At 66.5% G+C, this 17,153-nt stretch carries 17 protein-coding genes and 1 riboswitch; of the genes, 12 read left to right on the top strand and 5 right to left on the bottom strand.

Annotation, left to right across the window (positions count from 1 at the left end):
* Positions 1-63 precede the first annotated feature (63 nt).
* The 6 genes from FYJ92_RS17640 to mnhG are packed head-to-tail and all read left to right on the top strand — an operon-like array spanning position 64 to position 6,531.
* Positions 64-3,108, top strand: a complete 3,045-nt coding sequence (locus FYJ92_RS17640; RefSeq protein ID WP_185261857.1) for a Na+/H+ antiporter subunit A — start codon at positions 64-66, stop codon at positions 3,106-3,108.
* On the top strand, positions 3,105-3,698 hold the full coding sequence (locus tag FYJ92_RS17635) for a Na(+)/H(+) antiporter subunit C (RefSeq protein WP_185261856.1): 594 nt from the start codon (positions 3,105-3,107) through the stop codon (positions 3,696-3,698). Before FYJ92_RS17640 ends, FYJ92_RS17635 begins: the two co-directional genes overlap by 4 nt.
* Positions 3,695-5,302: a Na+/H+ antiporter subunit D gene (locus FYJ92_RS17630; protein ID WP_185261855.1), complete on the top strand. Its 1,608-nt coding sequence runs from the start codon at positions 3,695-3,697 to the stop codon at positions 5,300-5,302. The genes FYJ92_RS17635 and FYJ92_RS17630 overlap by 4 nt, the downstream gene beginning before the upstream one ends.
* Positions 5,299-5,844 (top strand): Na+/H+ antiporter subunit E, encoded by a 546-nt coding sequence (locus tag FYJ92_RS17625; protein ID WP_185261854.1) that lies wholly within the window; start codon positions 5,299-5,301, stop codon positions 5,842-5,844. The genes FYJ92_RS17630 and FYJ92_RS17625 overlap by 4 nt, the downstream gene beginning before the upstream one ends.
* Positions 5,841-6,119 carry a monovalent cation/H+ antiporter complex subunit F gene (locus tag FYJ92_RS17620; protein ID WP_185261853.1) on the top strand — a complete coding sequence of 93 codons (279 nt, stop codon included), beginning with the start codon at positions 5,841-5,843 and terminating at the stop codon, positions 6,117-6,119. Before FYJ92_RS17625 ends, FYJ92_RS17620 begins: the two co-directional genes overlap by 4 nt.
* Positions 6,109-6,531 carry a monovalent cation/H(+) antiporter subunit G gene (mnhG, locus tag FYJ92_RS17615; RefSeq protein ID WP_185261852.1) on the top strand — a complete coding sequence of 141 codons (423 nt, stop codon included), beginning with the start codon at positions 6,109-6,111 and terminating at the stop codon, positions 6,529-6,531. Before FYJ92_RS17620 ends, mnhG begins: the two co-directional genes overlap by 11 nt.
* Positions 6,532-6,648: 117 nt before the next feature.
* Here mnhG and FYJ92_RS17610 read toward each other — a convergent pair whose 3' ends face one another.
* Positions 6,649-6,912, bottom strand: coding sequence for a DUF4235 domain-containing protein (locus FYJ92_RS17610; RefSeq protein WP_185261851.1), 264 nt, complete (start codon positions 6,910-6,912; stop codon positions 6,649-6,651).
* Between the two features lie 41 nt (positions 6,913-6,953).
* On the bottom strand, positions 6,954-7,496 hold the full coding sequence (locus FYJ92_RS17605) for a heme-degrading domain-containing protein (RefSeq protein WP_185261850.1): 543 nt from the start codon (positions 7,494-7,496) through the stop codon (positions 6,954-6,956).
* Positions 7,497-7,552: 56 nt separating this feature from the next.
* Positions 7,553-7,694, top strand: a riboswitch (TPP riboswitch).
* A 64-nt stretch (positions 7,695-7,758) separates the two neighbouring features.
* Here FYJ92_RS17605 and FYJ92_RS17600 point away from each other — a divergent pair.
* From FYJ92_RS17600 to FYJ92_RS17590, 3 genes are read left to right on the top strand one after another with little or no spacing between them, the layout of a single operon-like run.
* Positions 7,759-8,409: an ECF transporter S component gene (locus FYJ92_RS17600; RefSeq protein ID WP_058930860.1), complete on the top strand. Its 651-nt coding sequence runs from the start codon at positions 7,759-7,761 to the stop codon at positions 8,407-8,409.
* On the top strand, positions 8,409-10,052 hold the full coding sequence (locus FYJ92_RS17595) for an ABC transporter ATP-binding protein (RefSeq protein ID WP_185261849.1): 1,644 nt from the start codon (positions 8,409-8,411) through the stop codon (positions 10,050-10,052). Before FYJ92_RS17600 ends, FYJ92_RS17595 begins: the two co-directional genes overlap by 1 nt.
* A complete protein-coding gene (locus FYJ92_RS17590) occupies positions 10,049-10,843 on the top strand; it encodes an energy-coupling factor transporter transmembrane protein EcfT (RefSeq protein WP_185261848.1) in 795 nt (264 codons plus the stop codon). Before FYJ92_RS17595 ends, FYJ92_RS17590 begins: the two co-directional genes overlap by 4 nt.
* A gap of 48 nt (positions 10,844-10,891) precedes the next feature.
* On the opposite strand, the gene FYJ92_RS17585 is transcribed toward FYJ92_RS17590, so the two are convergent.
* Positions 10,892-11,629: a hypothetical protein gene (locus tag FYJ92_RS17585; RefSeq protein ID WP_370526048.1), complete on the bottom strand. Its 738-nt coding sequence runs from the start codon at positions 11,627-11,629 to the stop codon at positions 10,892-10,894.
* 288 nt (positions 11,630-11,917) lie between these two features.
* Between FYJ92_RS17585 and FYJ92_RS17580 the strand changes: the two genes are divergently transcribed.
* Positions 11,918-13,441 carry a UDP-N-acetylglucosamine 1-carboxyvinyltransferase gene (locus tag FYJ92_RS17580; protein WP_185261846.1) on the top strand — a complete coding sequence of 508 codons (1,524 nt, stop codon included), beginning with the start codon at positions 11,918-11,920 and terminating at the stop codon, positions 13,439-13,441.
* A gap of 64 nt (positions 13,442-13,505) precedes the next feature.
* Positions 13,506-14,732 (top strand): glutamate--cysteine ligase, encoded by a 1,227-nt coding sequence (locus FYJ92_RS17575; protein WP_185261845.1) that lies wholly within the window; start codon positions 13,506-13,508, stop codon positions 14,730-14,732.
* A 46-nt stretch (positions 14,733-14,778) separates the two neighbouring features.
* On the opposite strand, the gene FYJ92_RS17570 is transcribed toward FYJ92_RS17575, so the two are convergent.
* Both FYJ92_RS17570 and FYJ92_RS17565 read right to left on the bottom strand, forming a co-directional pair.
* The gene (locus FYJ92_RS17570) at positions 14,779-15,414 is read right to left on the bottom strand and encodes a hypothetical protein (protein WP_185263866.1); all 636 of its coding nucleotides are present in this window, start codon (positions 15,412-15,414) and stop codon (positions 14,779-14,781) included.
* A gap of 138 nt (positions 15,415-15,552) precedes the next feature.
* Positions 15,553-16,176 (bottom strand): LysE/ArgO family amino acid transporter, encoded by a 624-nt coding sequence (locus FYJ92_RS17565; protein WP_185261844.1) that lies wholly within the window; start codon positions 16,174-16,176, stop codon positions 15,553-15,555.
* 70 nt (positions 16,177-16,246) lie between these two features.
* Between FYJ92_RS17565 and FYJ92_RS17560 the strand changes: the two genes are divergently transcribed.
* A complete protein-coding gene (locus tag FYJ92_RS17560) occupies positions 16,247-17,149 on the top strand; it encodes a LysR family transcriptional regulator ArgP (RefSeq protein ID WP_219729668.1) in 903 nt (300 codons plus the stop codon).
* The last annotated feature ends 4 nt before the right edge of the window (positions 17,150-17,153 follow it).

Genomic DNA, 17,153 nt, shown 5'->3' with positions numbered 1-17,153 from the left:
TGACACATGAACCGCCTGCCCTGACTTTTTGACAATCGAATCCCTGACATTGCGGAGATACCAGTGATCACAGTTCTTGCCGTGCACTTTGCGGTGGCCGCCGTGGCGCCGTTTCTCTTCAGGGTCTGGGGCCGGAACGCTTTCTACGCGCTGGCGGCTGTGCCCGCTGCATCCTTTGCCTGGCTGCTGTTCCAGCACGCGGGCGTGTACTCGGACGCCGGCGCGGTCTCAGAGGTCTTCCCGTGGATTCCCGGGCTGGACCTTGAACTCGCCTTCCGGCTCGATCCCCTTGCCTGGGTGATGTCGCTCCTGATCCTGGGCGTCGGCGCCTTGGTGCTCGTCTATTGCGCCCGGTATTTCAGCCCCGAAGACCGGGATCTGGGTGGATTCGCCGCCCAGTTCCTCGCCTTCGCCGGAGTGATGTTCGGCCTGGTGATAGCCGACGATCTTCTCCTGATGTTCATATTCTGGGAACTCACCACCATCCTGTCCTACCTGCTGATCGGCTTCGCCCGCACCAGGCTGGCGGCCCGGCGTTCGGCGCTGCAGGCCCTGATGGTCACCACCGCGGGCGGGCTGGCCATGCTGGTGGGGCTGATCATGCTGGGGCACAGCGCCGGCACCTACCGGATTTCGGCGATTCTGGCGCAGGCACCCACCCTGGTGAGCGGACCTTCGGGCGCAACCGTTGCTGCCGCCGTCGTACTTATCCTGACGGGCGCCATCAGTAAGTCCGCCCTGGTTCCCTTCCACTTCTGGCTTCCCGGAGCCATGGCGGCTCCCACCCCGGTGAGCGCATACCTCCACGCCGCGGCGATGGTAAAGGCCGGGATCTACCTGGTGGCGCGGCTCGCCCCGGGGTTTTCCGACGCCACGTACTGGCAGATCATCGTGCTGGGGCTCGGCCTGGCCACCATGCTGGTAGGCGGCTACCGGGCTCTACGGCAGACCGACATCAAACTCATCCTGGCCTACGGCACCGTCAGCCAGCTGGGGTTCCTGACGATGGTGGCGGGCCTGGGCACGCCGGATGCAGCTCTCGCAGGGCTCGCGATGCTCCTCGCCCACGGACTTTTCAAGGCCACCCTCTTCCTGGTGGTAGGCATCATCGACCAGCAGGCGGGGACCCGCGATGTCCGCCAGCTGTCCGGCGTATTCCGGTCGTCGCGGGCGCTCGGAATTGTGGCCGGCATCGGTGCCGCCTCGATGGCCGGTGTCCCTCTGCTCGCAGGGTTCGTGGCCAAGGAATCAGTCCTGGAAGCCTTTGTCCACCACGCATCCGACGGCGAGGCCTGGAGCATGGTGGTCCTCGTGGGCATCGTCATTGGGTCCATTCTCACGTTCGCCTACAGTGCCCGCTTCATGTGGGGAGCGTTCGCGGTGAAACCGGGTATTGAGCTGACCACGTTCAAGCCGGTCAAGCCTTCCTTCCTGGCGGCCCCGGCGCTCCTCAGCCTCCTGAGCATCGTCTATGGCCTCTGGCCGGCGCCGGTGGACGCCTGGGTCCAGCCCTACGCGGCGCTGTTCGCCTCCACCGCGTCCGACGCCGGCACCCCGGCCGAGCAGGCAGGCCACCTTGCGCTGTGGCACGGTTTCACAGCATCCCTGGGACTGACCGCCCTAACGTTCGCGCTGGGCCAGGCGATGTACTTCGGACGAACCCTGGTGGCCCGCGCGCAGTCCCGCGTGCCCAGCTGGATCGACGGCGACCGCATCTACCAGCTCACCATCGGTGCCCTGGATGACACCGCCGTCTGGATCACGGGCCGCACGCAGCGTGGTTCCCTGTACTTCTACCTCGCCGTTATCCTCACGGTGGCATTCGTCCTGCCGCTGACGGCCATGCTGCTGGCGGGCAAGCCGCTCCCTGCGAACCTTTATTTCATCGACCCCTACTCGCCGCTGCAGCCGGTGGTCGGCGCGGGGATTGTGATCGGCGCGTTGGCCGCGGTTAAGGCCAACAAACGGTTCCTCGCTGTGCTGATGGTGGCAGTGTCCGGGTACGGGATCGCCCTGATGTTCGCGCTCCAGGGCGCACCGGATCTGGCCCTGACGCAGGTCCTTGTGGAAACCATCATCCTGGTGGCCTTCGTTCTGGCCATGCGCAGCCTGCCCGCCGAACTCCGCGACCGCACCGGCGGCAAGTACCGGGTGGTCCGTGTGATCATTGGGGTGGCTTTCGGAATCACCATGGTCTTCGCCGCCATCCACGCCATGGGCGCCCGGGTGGCCGCCCCGGTGTCCTTGGAATTCCCCCGCCTCGCCTATGAAGGCGGCGGCGGTCTGAACATCGTCAACGTGACGCTGGTGGACATCCGCGCGTGGGACACCTTCGGTGAAATATCCGTCCTGGCCCTGGCCGCCACAGGTGTGGCCAGCCTTATCTTCGTCCGCGACCGTGGAGACCGGAGCAGGGTCCCTGACACCATTGCCGAGGGCAGCGTTGGCCGCCAGGTTGCGGTGGTTCCCGGGTCGCGGGACGCAGCAGCTCTGGCCATCAGCCGCAAATTCGCAGCCTCCGCCCGGGACGCCTGGATCGTGGCGGGACGCACCCTGGCACCGGAGCGGCGCTCCATTATCTTTGAAGTGGTCACGCGGCTGACCTTCCACTCCCTGATCATCTTCTCGCTCTACCTCCTTCTGGCCGGCCACAGCCTGCCCGGCGGCGGATTCGCCGGCGGCTTGACTGCCGGACTTGCCTTGGCCATCCGGTACCTGGCCGGTGGCCGGTTCGAACTGCGCGAGGCCACCCCCGTCGGCGCCGGGACGCTGCTGGGGATCGGGCTCGCTACGGCGGCCGCCTCCGGTGTGGTGCCGCTGCTGCTGGGCGGCCAGGTATTTCAGACCGCCATCATTGAACTCTGGCTTCCGGTGTTCGGGGACATCAAGTTCGTCACGTCCACCATCTTCGACATCGGCGTGTATATCGTGGTGATCGGCCTGGTGCTGGACGTTCTGCGCAGCTTGGGCTCCGAGATCGACGAACACTTCGAAGAGCAGCGGACTGCTCCTGCCGAAGACCTGCCAACCGACCACGACCCTGCCGCTGCCCCGGTGCAGGAGCCCGTGGGCGTCCCCGCCGGAACCGCCGCGACGGACCAAGCATGAGCGTCAACCTGACCCTGCTGACCGTCATGGGTGCCCTGTATGCGTGCGGCATCTACCTGATCCTGGAACGCAGCCTCACCCGGGTGCTGCTGGGACTGATGCTGCTGGCCAACGCCACCAACCTGCTGATCCTGGCCACCGGCGGCTATGCCGGACTGGCGCCGCTGTACAACAAGGACACCGCCGCCCACGAGTACTCGGACCCCCTTCCGCAGGCACTGATTCTCACGTCGATCGTGATCTCCTTCGCAGTGACGGCCTTTATGCTCGGCATCATTTACCGCACTTGGGTCCTGGCCCGCCAGGATGAGATCCAGGACGACGTCGAGGACCTCCGCGTCGCCGAGACGCCCCGCTTCGATGCCGAGGATGATGCCCCCGTCCCAGCCGAAACGTCCGAGTTTCCCCTGACCATGCTGGGCGGCGACGGGGGCGCCGTCTCAGACCACCCCCGGACGGCGGACGGCCCGGAAGCGTCCAGCGGTTCCGTCACGGTCGGGGCCAAGGAGCTTCCTGCCGCGGATGCCGCCGCTGAAGAGCAACCCGGCTCGCAGAACGTAACCCCTGGTCCCGAAGGAGGTGTGAAGTGAACATCGCAAGCTTTGCCCCGCTCGCCGTCGTTCTTCCCATCCTCGGTGCTGCCCTGGCCTTCCTCCTGATCCGGCACTCCCGCGCCCAGCGCGCGGTGAGCATCGGGGTGCTGTCCCTGACGCTCCTGCTGGAGTGCCTGCTGTTGGGCTCCGTGTGGGACGGCGGAACCGCCGCCGTGAACATCGGTGGCTGGCTGCCGCCGTGGGGCATCACGATGGTGGTGGACCAGTTCTCGTCCCTCATGCTCGTGGTGTCGTCGGCTATCAGCCTCGCCGTGCTGGTCTATGCCACCGGGCAGGGCATGGCCGACGGCGACCACGACGCGCCGGTGTCGATCTTCCACCCCACCTACCTGATCCTGGTGGCCGGGGTCTCCAACGCGTTCCTGTCCGGCGACCTGTTCAACCTGTACGTCGGTTTCGAGATCCTGCTGACGGCAAGCTATGTGCTGATGACGTTGGGCGGAACCGGCCCGCGCATCCGCGCCGGTGTCACTTACGTGGTGGTCTCCGTGGTGTCCTCGGTGCTGTTCCTGATCTCCATCGCCATGGTCTACGGCGCCACCGGAACCGTGAACATGGCCGACCTCGCCATCAAGCTGGCGGACCTGGACGGGGGAACCCGGACCCTGCTGCACGTGATGCTCCTGGTGGCCTTCGGCATCAAGGCGGCCGTGTTCCCGCTCTCCTTCTGGCTGCCTGACTCCTACCCCACGGCGCCCGCGCCGGTCACCGCGGTATTCGCCGGCCTGCTGACCAAAGTCGGGGTCTACGCGATGGTGCGCACGGAGACACTGCTCTTCCCGGGGGACAGCCTGAACACTCCGCTGATGGTGGCGGCGCTGCTGACCATGGTGGTGGGAATCCTTGGCGCCTTGGCGCAGAGCGACATCAAACGTCTGTTGTCCTTCACCCTGGTGAGCCACATCGGCTACATGGTGTTTGGGCTGGCTATGTCCTCGGTGGCCGGGCTGGGCGCCGCCGTGTTCTACGTGGCCCACCACATCACCATTCAGACCAGCCTTTTCCTGGTCGCGGGCCTGATCGAACGCCGTGGCGGCAGCTCCTCCGTGGACAGGTTGGCAGGCCTGGCCAAGCTGTCACCCATGCTGGCCCTGCTGTTCTTTATACCCGCCATGAACCTGGCCGGGATCCCGCCGTTCTCCGGGTTCCTGGGGAAGGTGGGGCTCATCCAGGCGGGCATCGAACTGGGCACCCCGCTGGCCTACGCCCTGGTGATCGGCGGCGTGGTCACCAGCCTCCTGACCCTGCTGGCAGTCGCACGGGTCTGGAACCGCGCGTTCTGGCGCAAGCCCTCGGACGCCGAGCACCCGGACCCCGTCTTGCTGGCTGCGCCCGAGGATTCGGACACCGGCAGCCGGGCCGGCCGCAAGAACGTCACGCTGCTGCCCCGGACCATGGTGGGTTCAACGCTGGGCCTGGTGGCTCTGGGAGTGTCACTGACGGTCTTCGCCGGCCCGCTGTTCACAGTCTCGGACCAGGCCGCCCACGAGATGCTGGACAGATCCGCCTACATCCAGGCCGTTCTGGGCGAGGACACGCAGGTTCCCTCGGTGGCACTGAAAGACGGAGGAGGCAAATGAGCCGCCGGCGGATTTCTCTGCGCCAGGAACTGCCCCTGCTGGTATGGCTGGTGATCGTCTGGGGCGCCCTGTGGCAGGACTTCAGCCCCGGCAACCTGCTGTTCGGCGCGTTGCTGGCCGTGCTCGTGGCCCGGATGTTCTACCTGCCGCCGGTAGAAGTCAGCGGCCGCTTCAACATTCTTCACGCCGTGCCATTTGCCCTGCGTTTCCTGGGCAGGGTGGCGGCAGCGAGCGTTGAGGTTATGTACCTGGCGGCTGTCCGCGGCCCGCGGGTCATCAGCTCCGTCGTCGCAGTGCCGTTGCGGAGCCACCAGGACCTCATGGTCACCGCCACCGGGCACGTGATCTCGCTGATCCCAGGCTCCTTGGTGGTGGAAGTGGACCGGTCAACGTCCACCTTGTACCTCCACGGGCTCAACGTCAGCAGCCCGGAAGAGGTAGAGAACCTGCGCAGGGAAGTCCGCTCGATCGAGGCCGGCCTGATCAGGATCATGGGCTCCCGCGAAGAACTCGAAGCAATCCGGCAGGAGGCCGCATCATGATGCAGACCGTTCTGGCTGTTACGGCAGTCATTCTTTCGCTGGCAGCGGCGGGAGCCATCATTAGGATCTCCCGCGGCCCGTCGCTGCTGGACAGGGTGCTGGCCTCCGACGTCCTGCTCGCGATCCTCGGCGCGGCCCTATGCATCGATATGGCCGTTAACCGGCACCTGAACAACCTGATGCTGCTGGTGGCGCTGTCCATTGTCGGCTTCATCGGGGCAGTGACGGTTGCGCGCTTTGTGGCCGACCGGCGGGAGCAAGCCAATGAATCCTGAGGCCAGCGTGGTTGATAACGTCATCGATACCGTGTCGGCGGTGTTCCTGGTGGTGGGTGCCCTCATGTCCCTCGCCGCCGCCGTCGGACTGCTCCGTTTTCCGGACCTGCTCAGCCGCATGCACGCGGCCACCAAGCCCCAGGTGCTGGGGCTGTTCCTGCTCCTTGCGGCCATCGGCCTGCAGATGCGCACCTGGTGGGTGTGGCCCGCGCTGCTCGTGGCCTGGATTTTCCAGCTGCTGACCGTGCCGGTTTCCGCCCACATGGTGGGCCGCGCCGGGTACCGCACCAAACACCTGCACCGCGAGCTGCTCAGCTCCGATGAACTCGACGCCGTGGTTCAGAAGGCGGCACAATCGTCCCGGGATGACTCGTCCCGGGATGAAGCGTACGACGGCGGGCGGCGGGACTGAGCCTCACTCGCCGATGCTAACGTCCCGCCCCGCGCGTGAGTTTTTGTCCAGATAACACGGCGTCAGGGCCGTTTGGAGGCCTTTATCTGGACAAAAACTCATGTGTTGGTGGTGCGCTTAGACGATGTCCTGGGACTTGGCGAAGCGGGTAATGGCCCGCTGTGTGCCGCGGTTGGCCAGCACCTGAATGATGGTGCTGACCGAGGCCGAAATAAGCGCGAACGTCAGCGCCGAGCGGAGGCTCGTGGGGGTGTCTTCATCCTTGCCGGTGGGAGCCTTCCGGCCGGTGGACTTTTCCCACACGGTATTGACCATCTTGGTGCCGACGAATCCGGCGCCGAGGCTGATTGCGGTGCCGAGCAGCTTGATGAACAGGTTCATTCGTTGAACTCCTTGTGAGCGGATCCGGGACTGTCTTTAGCCTAACCCGGCTGCATGGACTCCAGAATCTCCCGCAGGGCTTCCACCACGAGATCGTGGTCCTGCTGCTGGGGCAGGCCCGAGACCGTCACCGTGGCTACGGCGCCCACGCCGGCGACGTAGACCGGGAAGCAGCCGCCGTGGGCCGCGTAGACGGTTTCGTCGTACCAGCCGTGGTCCTCGATCCGGCCGCCGTGCAGCCTGCCGCGGAGGCCCACCAGCAACGACGGGATCTCATACCTGGCGGCGGTGCGCTGCTTCGCCCGGATCCAGTGCTCGTTGTCGGGGGTGGCGCCGTCCAGGGCAACATGGAAAAGGACCTGGTCACCCTTCGTGATGTCGATCGCGATAGGCAGCCGGCGCGATTTGCCGAGCTCCACCAGCAGCAGCCCCAGATTGAGGGAATCATCCCTGGTGAAATGGGGAAACTGCAGCTCGCTGATCTCGCCCTCGATGCGGGCGATCAGGGCCTCCAGCAGCCCCACCGGCTGGGGCACCGTCGCATCGGGATTGAACGCAGTCACAGTCGGGTTGTTGGCAGTCATGGCCCACAATCTACCCCGCCCGCGGTGTAAACTGGAGTACGCCCATCAGGGCAGATTTATTACGACAGGGGAGCGCCGCCGTCGGACATCACTGGCATTGCCAGGGAACCGCAGGCAGGCGCTGAGAGTGCGGACAGCCGCAGACCCTCGAACCTGATCCGGTTAGTACCGGCGCAAGGGAGTCGAGTTCTCGAAGTGTCCGGAAACGGCGGCAGCGCCGCACGCCGGGGCACTTTCCCCTCCTGATCCTCAGGAGGACCGAATGACAACTGCAGCAATCAAAAAGACCGGCAATACCTGGCGTGTTGTGGACATCGTGGTGGCGGCGCTCATCGCCATCACCGGTGGCGTGATCTTCTGGGCCTGGTCCCAGGGCGCCGGCATCGTTTCCGCACCAATGAATGCCGTTTACCCCCCGCTGACCGGCCTGATCGCCGGCGGCTGGATGATCCCGGCAGTGCTGGGCATGCTCATCATCCGCAAACCCGGCGCGGCGCTCTTCTGCGAAGCTGTGGCCGCCACCGGCGAACTCATCATGGGCTCGCAGTACGGCGCCACGGTGCTGATCTCCGGACTCCTCCAGGGCCTAGGCGCCGAACTGGTGTTCTTCCTGCTGGTGTACGGCAACTTCCGGTTCAAGTCCTTCCTGCACCAGAAGTACAACCTCATCGCCGCTCTCCTGGCCGGTGCCGGGGCGGGCCTGTTCTGCGGCCTCAACGACTCGTTCCTGCCGTGGGGCTGGAACATCGCGTACGAGCCCGGCGACAAGCTTGCGTACATCGTTTTCTGCACCATCTCCGGCGCGGTGATTGCGGGCGCGCTGTCCTGGATCGCCACCCGCGGCCTGGCCAGGACCGGCGTGCTGAGCTCGTTCGCGTCCCGGAAGGCAGCTTCGGAGCCCGTCTTCAACTGATGACCGCTTCCGACGCCGGCGCTTCCGGAGTGCGCCCCGCCGCGGTGTCCGCCCGTGGCTGGGGCTGGCGGCATGCCGGCCGTTCCGCCCCCGCCGTCCACGGGCTCGACCTCGACATCGCTCCCGGCGAGCGGGTGCTGCTGCTGGGCCCGTCGGGCGCCGGCAAGTCAACGCTGCTGCACGCGCTCGCAGGGGTGCTGGGGGATGAAGGAGACGACGCCGACGAAACCGGTTCGCTGCTGATCGACGGGGTGGTTCCCCGCGGGCAGCGCGGCCGCTCGGGGCTGATGCAGCAGGACCCGGAAACGCAGGTGGTTCTGTCGCGCCTGGGCGACGACGTCGCCTTCGGCGCCGAGAACCTCGCCGTTCCGCGGGACGAGATCTGGCGGCGCGTCCATGAAGCGCTCGACGACGTCGGGCTGCGAAGTGCCGGGGGCGGCGGAGCTGGTTTGAACGCCAATGGCACAGGTGTGGACGCCAACGGCGGGCCAGGTGCCGCCGGGCTCCCGCTGGACCACCCGACGTCGGCCCTGTCCGGCGGACAGAAGCAGCGACTGGCGCTGGCCGGGATCCTCGCGATGCGGCCCGGGCTGATCCTGCTGGACGAGCCCACCGCGAACCTGGATCCCGCCGGCGTGCTGGAAGTCCGGGACGCAGTGGGCCGCTGCCTGGACAAAACCGGCGCCACACTCGTTGTGGTGGAACACCGCGTGTCCGTCTGGAAGGACCTGGTGGACCGGATTGTGGTGCTCCAGCCGGGCTCCGCTGCGGGCTCCGCAGGAAGTTTGGCCGGTACGTCCGCCGTCTTGCTGGACGGGCCGCCGGACCAGGTACTCGACGAGGCGCGGGAAATGCTGATCGGCGCGGGCGTGTGGGTGCCGGGGTATATTCCGGCAACCCGCCGCCGCGCGTCCACAGGCTCCGGTGACCTGCTGCTGGCCGCTGAGGACCTGGCCGTCTCCCGCGAGCGTCCGCGGCGCCGCGGCTTCCGGACCATCCCGCCCGTGCCGGTGCAGCTGGGCATCACCGCCCAGGTCCGTTCCGGCCACGCACTCACCGTCACGGGTCCCAACGGCGCCGGCAAGTCAACGTTTGCGCTAACGCTCGCCGGGCTTTTGGCACCAGTGGCGGGGAAGGTGTCCGCCGCCGTCGAGCTTTCCGAGGGGGCCGGGATCGATCCCTTCAAATGGAAAGCCAACCAGCTGATTTCCCGCATCGGAACCGTGTTCCAGGAGCCCGAGCACCAGTTCGTTACCGGCCGGGTGCTGGACGAACTGATGTTCGGCCCGCGGCATCTGGGCCATGGCGAAGAGCGGGTTGAAGAGCTGCTGGAACGGCTGCGCCTGACGCACCTGGTGGACGCCAATCCGTACACGTTGTCCGGCGGCGAAAAGCGGCGCCTGTCGGTGGCCACGGTCCTGGCGGCCCACCCGCGAGTGCTGGTGCTGGACGAGCCGACCTTCGGCCAGGACGCCAACACCTGGGCCGAACTCGCATCGTTCCTCTCAGAACTGCTCGACGCCGGAACCTCCGTGGTTTCCGTGACCCACGACCAGGAATTCAGCGCCGTCCTGGGCGGGGCCGAACTGCGGCTTGGCCCGGCCTCACGCGGCGGCGCCCGCCAGGAAGCGGGTGCGGCATGAGGGACGCACTGACTCTCCGCGGCAACCAGGCGCTGCTGACGCGCGCCAACCCGTTGGCCAAGTTCGGCGTCGTTTTCCTCATCACGCTGGTGCTGGCGCTCTCCATCGACTGGGTGTCCGCCACCACCGCGCTCGTTGCCGAGCTGGCGCTCTTCCCGCTGGCCGGCCTCACCCTGCGCCTGTTGTGGCAGCGCGGTTGGCCGCTCATCATCGCGTCCGCCCTGGGCGGCTGGAGCACGGCGATCGTCGCGGCCGATAGCGGCGCCGTACTGCTCGACGTCGGAATCTGGTCCATCAGCGAAGGTTCCCTGCAGCTGGGAATCGGCTTTATGCTGCGCGGCCTCGCGATAGCACTGCCGGCGATCCTCCTTATGACGTGCACAGACCCCACTGACCTCGCGGATGCGCTGGCGCAGAGAGCCCGGTTGCCGCACCGGTTTGTCCTCGGCACGCTGGCCGCGATGCGCCTGGTGGGACTTATGGCCGAGGAATGGCAGACCATCGGCATGGCGCGGCGGGCCCGCGGGGTGGGCTCGCAGGGCACCCCGCTGCAACGGCTGCGGGCCACCCTCGGGCAGAGCTTTGGGCTCCTGGTCCAGGCCATCCGCCGCGCGTCCCGCCTGGCCATCACCATGGAAGCGCGCGGTTTTGGCACCGGGCAGCGGACGTGGGCCCGGGAGTCCACCTATTCGACGTTGGACGCCTGGGTGCTGGCGGGCGGCCTGCTGATCGCGGCGGCCGCTGTGGTTGCCGCGGCTGTAATGGGGACCTGGAACTTCGTCTGGCGCTAGTAAGGGCGGGCCATGCTTCCGGATTCTGGCTACGGCGCGCAGTGCTTGCTAAATGCACGAGTGGTTGTAGTCGAAGCCCCTGGAGACGAACTGGGTCAGGGTGACTGTGCCACCGGGGTTCAACGGCGCATTCGAGCAGTTGGCCGTGGCTCCGAAGGCATTGAGGGCGCCTGCCAGCCAGGTGGGCAGGGCATAAAGGTTGCTGGAGCGGCTGACGGTGCCCACGATCTGTCCCCATTGATAGGCCGAGGAGTAGATGCCGACGTCGGCGCCGATGCTGTGAAAAAGGTCGGTCATACCTTCCAGAACGGCACGGTTGGCATTCTTGTCGAGGGACCAGCTGTTGCCGGTTTCAACATCGAGCCACCACAGGTAGTCCGAGGGGCTGCTGATGCCGCGGATGTTGGCGTCGTCGTACGCCTTGGCGTAGCCGTACATGTATGCGCACGCCGTGCCAACGTCCTTGTCCTTGCAGGTGCCGTAGGGGTTGGACACAGCGTGGGCTGCGGGGTAGTTGTTACTGGTGGGCCACCAGGAGCCAGCGTGACCCGGGTTGGCGGTGTTGACGTAAAGGGCCACGGACGGCTGATCGGTCGGGTTCACCGTGATGGCTTCGGCCCAGCGGAGCAGTTCGGCGAGGCAGGGGTTAGTGGTGCTGGCCAGGCCATTGTTGACGCCAACGATCCCGAAAGCTGGAGCGGCGGGAAGCGCCTTGTTGCACTGAGGCCACGAGACATCGTTACCCAGTGCTTGCTCGGCGCCCTCGCCGGGTGAAGGGGCGGCCACGGACGCCGGCGCCACGATAATCCCGCAAAGGGCCAAGAGCAGGCATAAGATGGCACACGCTAAAACACGGGATGCTGTAGCCGCATTCCCATACATGGCAGGCCTCCTGCATCGCATTCTTCCGCTTATCGGGTGGACCCGATGTTTCAGTCTCCCGCCGAGCGAGTGGCGGGGTCAAGGACAACCATCAAGGAGCGGCTATCTCATGAGTCGGGTATTTGCTGGGAGTTCAGTGGCCACTCCGATTTCATATCCCATAAAATAACTCACTTGTGATATTTTTTTCCTATGATTCAGGAAACCGCCGAGCACATCGCCGCCACACTCAGGGACGCCAGGACCGAGAAGGGCTGGACCCAGGGCCAGCTCGCCGGCGCGCTGGGAACCAGCCAAAGCGCCGTCGCCCGGATGGAGCAGGGCAAGCAGAACCTGAGCCTGAAGATGATCCAGCGGCTCGAAGCGATTCTGGACCGCAGCATCGTCAAAGTGGGCAAACCACAGATGACGCACCTGCGGATTGAAGGCGGCCGCACGCTGTCCGGGGCCGTGGATGTCAACAGCAGCAAAAACGCCGGTGTGGCGCTGCTGTGCGCCAGCCTGATCAACCGCGGCACCACCGTCCTGCGCCGCCTCGCCCGGATCGAAGAGGTCAACCGGATCGTCGAGGTCCTCACCAGCATCGGCGTCGAATGCACGTGGCTCAACGACACAGACCTCCAGCTCCGCCGCCCCGCCGTCCTGGACCTTGACGCCATGGATGTGGACGCCGCGCGGCGCACACGCAGCGTGATCATGCTCCTGGGCCCGCTCCTGGACGAATCCGCAGAGTACCGCCTGCCGTATGCCGGCGGGTGCGATCTGGGCACGCGGACGGTTGAGCCGCACATGCAGGCCTTGCGCCAGTTCGGGCTGTCAGTGGAGGCCACCGCCGGTTTCTATGCCGTGCAGGCTCCGCCGCCGGACGCTCACGACCGCTCCTTTGTGCTGACGGAACGCGGGGACACCGTCACCGAGAACGCGATCATGGCAGCGGCGCACCGCCGCGGCACCACCATCATCCGTAACGCCAGCCCCAACTACATGGTTCAGGACCTCTGCTTCTACCTCGAGATGCTGGGCGTGACGATCGACGGCGTGGGCACTACAACCCTGAAGATCACCGGTCAGCCGCTCATCGACCTCGACATTGAATATTTCCCGTCCGAGGACCCCATTGAGGCCATGAGCCTCATCACCGCCGGCATCGTCACCAACTCAGAGGTGACCGTCCGCCGCGTCCCCATCGAGTTCATGGAGATCGAGCTGGCCACGCTGGAGCAGATGGGCCAGCAGCTGGAGATTTCCGGCGAGTACGTGGCGCGCAACGGCCGCACCCGGCTGGTGGATGTGACTACGAAACCGTCCGAGTTGCGGGCTCCGGAGGACAAGATCCACCCCATGCCGTTCCCCGGCCTGAACATCGACAACTTGCCGTTCTTCGCGGTCATTGCCGCCAACGCCCATGGCCAGACCATGATCCATGACTGGGTCTACGAGAACCGGGCCATCTACCTCACCGAACTCAACCGGCTCGGCGCCCAGGTGCAGCTGCTGGACCCGCACCGGATCTACGTCAATGGCCCCACGAAGTGGCGGGCCGCCGAGGTGGGCTGCCCGCCGGCACTCCGCCCCGCCGCCTGCCTGCTGCTGGCCATGCTTGCGGCGCGGGGAGTGTCGGAGCTGCGGAACATCTACGTGATCGAGCGCGGCTACGAGGATTTGGCGGAACGGCTCAACACCATCGGTGCCAAGGTGGAGTACTTCCAGGACTAACGCTCGGCAGAATCCGCCGGCTCCAGGACTGCCGCGGCCTTGCCCGTTGCCGCACAATATAGGCATGCGTACATTCGGCGTCGAGGAAGAGCTCCTGATTGTTGATCCGGACACGGGGGAGCCGCTTGCCCTGGCAGATGCGATGCTGTCCGGCCGCCGGATGGCTGCCGACGACGCCCCGGAACGCCACTATGTGATGGCAGATACGGACAAAACCGCGCACGACGACGGAATGGGCTTGACTGCGGAGCTGAAGCTTGAGCAGATCGAGACCCAGACCCGGCCTTGCCTCGAGTACGCAGAACTGCTGCCGCAGATCCGGGCTGGCCGGTTGCTGGCGGACAAGGCGGCGGCCAAAAACGGGGCAAGGGTGGCCGCGCTGGCCACCTCTCCGTTTGGCCTCGCCAGCCACACCACCCCGGACCCCCGCTATGCCCGGATGCTGGAACGCTTCGGCCTGACTGCGCAGGAGCAGCTGACCTGCGGTTTCCACGTTCACACTTTCATTGAGTCCAAGGACGAGGGCGTGGCGGTGCTGGACAGGATCCGGGACAAGCTTGCGGTCCTCACAGCCCTGAGCGCCAACTCGCCGTTCTGGAACGGGGTGCGCACGGGATTCGAGAGTTACCGCACCCAGGCCTGGAACCGCTGGCCCACGTCCGGCCCCTCGGGAATTTTCACGACATATTCCGCATATCGGCGGGTGGTAACGCGCCTGCTGGACAGCGGCGTGCTGTTGGACGAAGGCATGATCTACTTCGACGCGCGCCTGTCCCGGAACCACCCCACCGTAGAGGTCCGGGTGGCCGATGTCTGCCTCCGTGCCGAGGATGCTGCCCTGATTGCGGTGTTGGTCCGGGCCCTGGTCGAATCGGCGAGCCGCGATTGGCGTGCCGGCGTGGATCCTGCGCCGGTGCCCACGGTGCTGCTGCGGATGGCGGCGTGGCAGGCGAGCAGCAGCGGCATGAGCGGCGAGCTGCTGGATTTCGGGACCTTCCGGCCGGCGCCCGCCGTCGACGTCGTGCGGTCTTTGGTGGATTATCTGGCGCCGGTCCTCGCCGAGCAGGACGAACTGGCCTTGGCCCGGCAGGGCGTTGAGGACATCATTGCCCGCGGCACCGGCTCAACCGAACAGCGCAGGGTGTGGGACGCAGTGACGGAAAAAACAGGACCCGACGACGGCGGGCTGGGGGCCGTGGTTGCCCACGCCGTGGATGTAACGATGCGGGGAACCTCCGGGTTGCTGGCGGTGGACGAGGCCCCGGAGCTGCTGCGGGTGCGCCAGTCCTGAGATTTTCTGAGCGTTCCCCCTGACGCATTTCGCGCCGGCCTCAGCATCAACGCCGGGGGAGTGTGTCCGTGTTGTCCTCGGCGGGAGCCGGGGGTTCCTCGTAGCGCATCAGCTGGACACCCACGGCGGTTTCCACCAGGTAGAAGGCGAACGGCGGAATGTCCTTGGTGCCGGCCAGGATGGCAGCGAAGACCGGTGCGCTGGCGGCCGCCGTGATGCCGGTCCAGGGTTTCAGCGGCAAGAGCAGGAGCCCCGTCCCCAGGGCCGCGAGCCCGCCGATATGCAGCCCTGAGTATGTCAGGAACGGCCAGTTTGCGCCCCGCCGATAGGCGAACCTCTCCAGGTCCGAGGCGCGGTTCGCAAGGGCCACCACAAACAAGGGCGCGCCGGCGAGCAGGGCGGCGGCCGCGGCGGCAGCCAGGGTCTTGGCGAGGCCGTTGGCGGGGCCCGGCCGGACGGATTGGGCGAACCGGACGAATCCAACGGGAACGGCCATGGTCCCGGCGGCTGCCAGGAATTGTCCGGTTATCCAGAGGCCTCGGTGGCGCTCCAGCATGGCCAGCCTGGTGGCCGGGTCACGGGTGGCATGCACGTTCCCCACGAACGAAATTCCCAGTCCCCAGCACGTGCCCGCCGCGACGATGACGGCTCCGGCCTTTTGAAATGGCTTGTTGCCCTGCACTGGCTGGTTTCCATTCATGGCTGGCTTTCGGTCCGGCGGATGCGTTGGCCCAGCGACATCGCGGTGGTGACCATGAAGTTACGCCGCACCGTCTCCGAGGTCAACGGCTGTGTCCGTTCGCGCTAAAGGACATCGACGTCACGCGCCGATCGCCAGGCGTATCCCCAGCGTGAGCATGACCACGGCGACGAGCCCGTCCAGGATGCGCCACGATGAGGGCCGCGCGAAGAAGGGCCGCAGGACCCTGGCCCCGAAAGCCAGCGCGCTGAACCAGGCGACGCTGGCGGCGATGGCCCCGGCCCCGAACCACCATCGCAAATCGTGCGCCTGCTGGTTGGCCACCGATCCGAGCAGCAGCACGGTGTCCAGGTAGACGTGCGGGTTGAGCCAGGTCAGGGCCAGCACCGTGCTGAGGGCGGCGCCGAGGCCGACGGCGGGCTGGCGCCCCGATGCCGACAACGCCCCCGGACGAAGTGCCCGGCGCGCGGCCATGACCCCGTAGCCCACCAGGAAGGCGGCTCCGGCTAACCGGACCACGTCCACGATCACGGGGCTCGACTGGAGCAGCGCCCCCACTCCGGCGATGCCCGCAGCGATGAGCAGCGCATCGGAGACGCCGCAGACCAGGACGACGGCGGCCACATGCTCGCCGCGGATGCCCTGCCGGAGCACAAAGGCGTTCTGGCTGCCGATGGCCACGATCAGGGCGAGGCCCGTGCTGAAGCCCAGTGCGGTGGGGCCTAGAAATGCAGTCAGATCCATATCCTCCAACGTACGGGCCGGACGTAGGATTACTCCAGCTAAATATTCTTAGCTCTATTAAGGAAAGCTAATGAAGATGTTCCACTTTGAGCAGCTCCGGACGTTCGCGGCGGTCGTGGACGAGGGGACGCTTGAGGCGGCGGCGCGGAGCCTGTACGTCACGCCGTCGGCCATTTCCCAACGGCTCAAGGCGATGGAGGACGCGGCCGGCCAGATCCTGTTGCAGCGCACCAACCCCGTCCGGCCCACAACAGCCGGGGAAGCCGTTTTGCGGTTCGCCAGGCAGGTCCGGCAGCTCGAATGGGACGCCCAGCAGGAGCTCGGGGCGAGCCAGGACCTGCCGACGGCGCCCATTCCCTTGGTGGTGAACGCGGACTCACTCTCCACCTGGTTCATGCCTGCGCTGGCAAGTCTTCCGCCGGACCTCGGCGCGTGCTTCGAACTCCGCAGGGAAGACGAGCAGCATTCCACCCAGCTCCTCCGGACCGGATCGGTGATGGCCGCGGTAACCGCAACGCCGGAAGCGGTCCCGGGCTGCAGTATGGTACCGCTGGGTTCCCTGCGGTACCGTGCGGTGGCAAGCCCCGGGTACCTCCTGCGCTGGTTGCCCGACGGGGCGGAACTTGCTGCAGGGAGCCAGGCCCCGGTGGTGGACTTTGACCGCAAGGATGACCTTCAGGACGGGTTTTTCCGCAGGCTGACCGGCGCGGAACTGACCGCGCCGCGGCACTATGTGCCGTCGTCGGCCGAGTTCGCGCAGGCCATCCGGCTGGGACTGGGGTGGGGACTTCTGCCGGAGCAGCAGTGCCTGTCCGACATCCGGAACGGCGGCCTCGTGGAGCTGGCACGGGCCGAGCCCGTGGACGTGTCGTTGTACTGGCAGCGGTGGAAAATCGACTCGCCGGTGCTCAACCAGCTGACCGACGCGGTCCGGGAGACGGCGTCCCGGCAGCTCCGCCAGCCAGGCGCCTGAACCG

The organism is Pseudarthrobacter sp. NBSH8 (assembly GCF_014217545.1).
In the GTDB taxonomy this organism is placed as follows: Bacteria; Actinomycetota; Actinomycetes; order Actinomycetales; family Micrococcaceae; genus Arthrobacter.
The sequence above is the reverse complement of the archived record's forward strand: the minus strand, read 5'-3'. Positions and strand labels throughout refer to the sequence as shown.

Coding starts and splice junctions, on each gene's coding strand:
- FYJ92_RS17635 (WP_185261856.1), top strand. CDS start 3,105: ATGAGCGTCAACCTGACCCTGCTGACCGTCATGGGTGCCCTGTATGCG.
- FYJ92_RS17625 (WP_185261854.1), top strand. CDS start 5,299: ATGAGCCGCCGGCGGATTTCTCTGCGCCAGGAACTGCCCCTGCTGGTA.
- FYJ92_RS17620 (WP_185261853.1), top strand. CDS start 5,841: ATGATGCAGACCGTTCTGGCTGTTACGGCAGTCATTCTTTCGCTGGCA.
- mnhG (WP_185261852.1), top strand. CDS start 6,109: ATGAATCCTGAGGCCAGCGTGGTTGATAACGTCATCGATACCGTGTCG.
- FYJ92_RS17610 (WP_185261851.1), bottom strand. CDS start 6,912: ATGAACCTGTTCATCAAGCTGCTCGGCACCGCAATCAGCCTCGGCGCC.
- FYJ92_RS17605 (WP_185261850.1), bottom strand. CDS start 7,496: ATGACTGCCAACAACCCGACTGTGACTGCGTTCAATCCCGATGCGACG.
- FYJ92_RS17600 (WP_058930860.1), top strand. CDS start 7,759: ATGACAACTGCAGCAATCAAAAAGACCGGCAATACCTGGCGTGTTGTG.
- FYJ92_RS17595 (WP_185261849.1), top strand. CDS start 8,409: ATGACCGCTTCCGACGCCGGCGCTTCCGGAGTGCGCCCCGCCGCGGTG.
- FYJ92_RS17590 (WP_185261848.1), top strand. CDS start 10,049: ATGAGGGACGCACTGACTCTCCGCGGCAACCAGGCGCTGCTGACGCGC.
- FYJ92_RS17580 (WP_185261846.1), top strand. CDS start 11,918: ATGATTCAGGAAACCGCCGAGCACATCGCCGCCACACTCAGGGACGCC.
- FYJ92_RS17575 (WP_185261845.1), top strand. CDS start 13,506: ATGCGTACATTCGGCGTCGAGGAAGAGCTCCTGATTGTTGATCCGGAC.
- FYJ92_RS17565 (WP_185261844.1), bottom strand. CDS start 16,176: ATGGATCTGACTGCATTTCTAGGCCCCACCGCACTGGGCTTCAGCACG.
- FYJ92_RS17560 (WP_219729668.1), top strand. CDS start 16,247: ATGAAGATGTTCCACTTTGAGCAGCTCCGGACGTTCGCGGCGGTCGTG.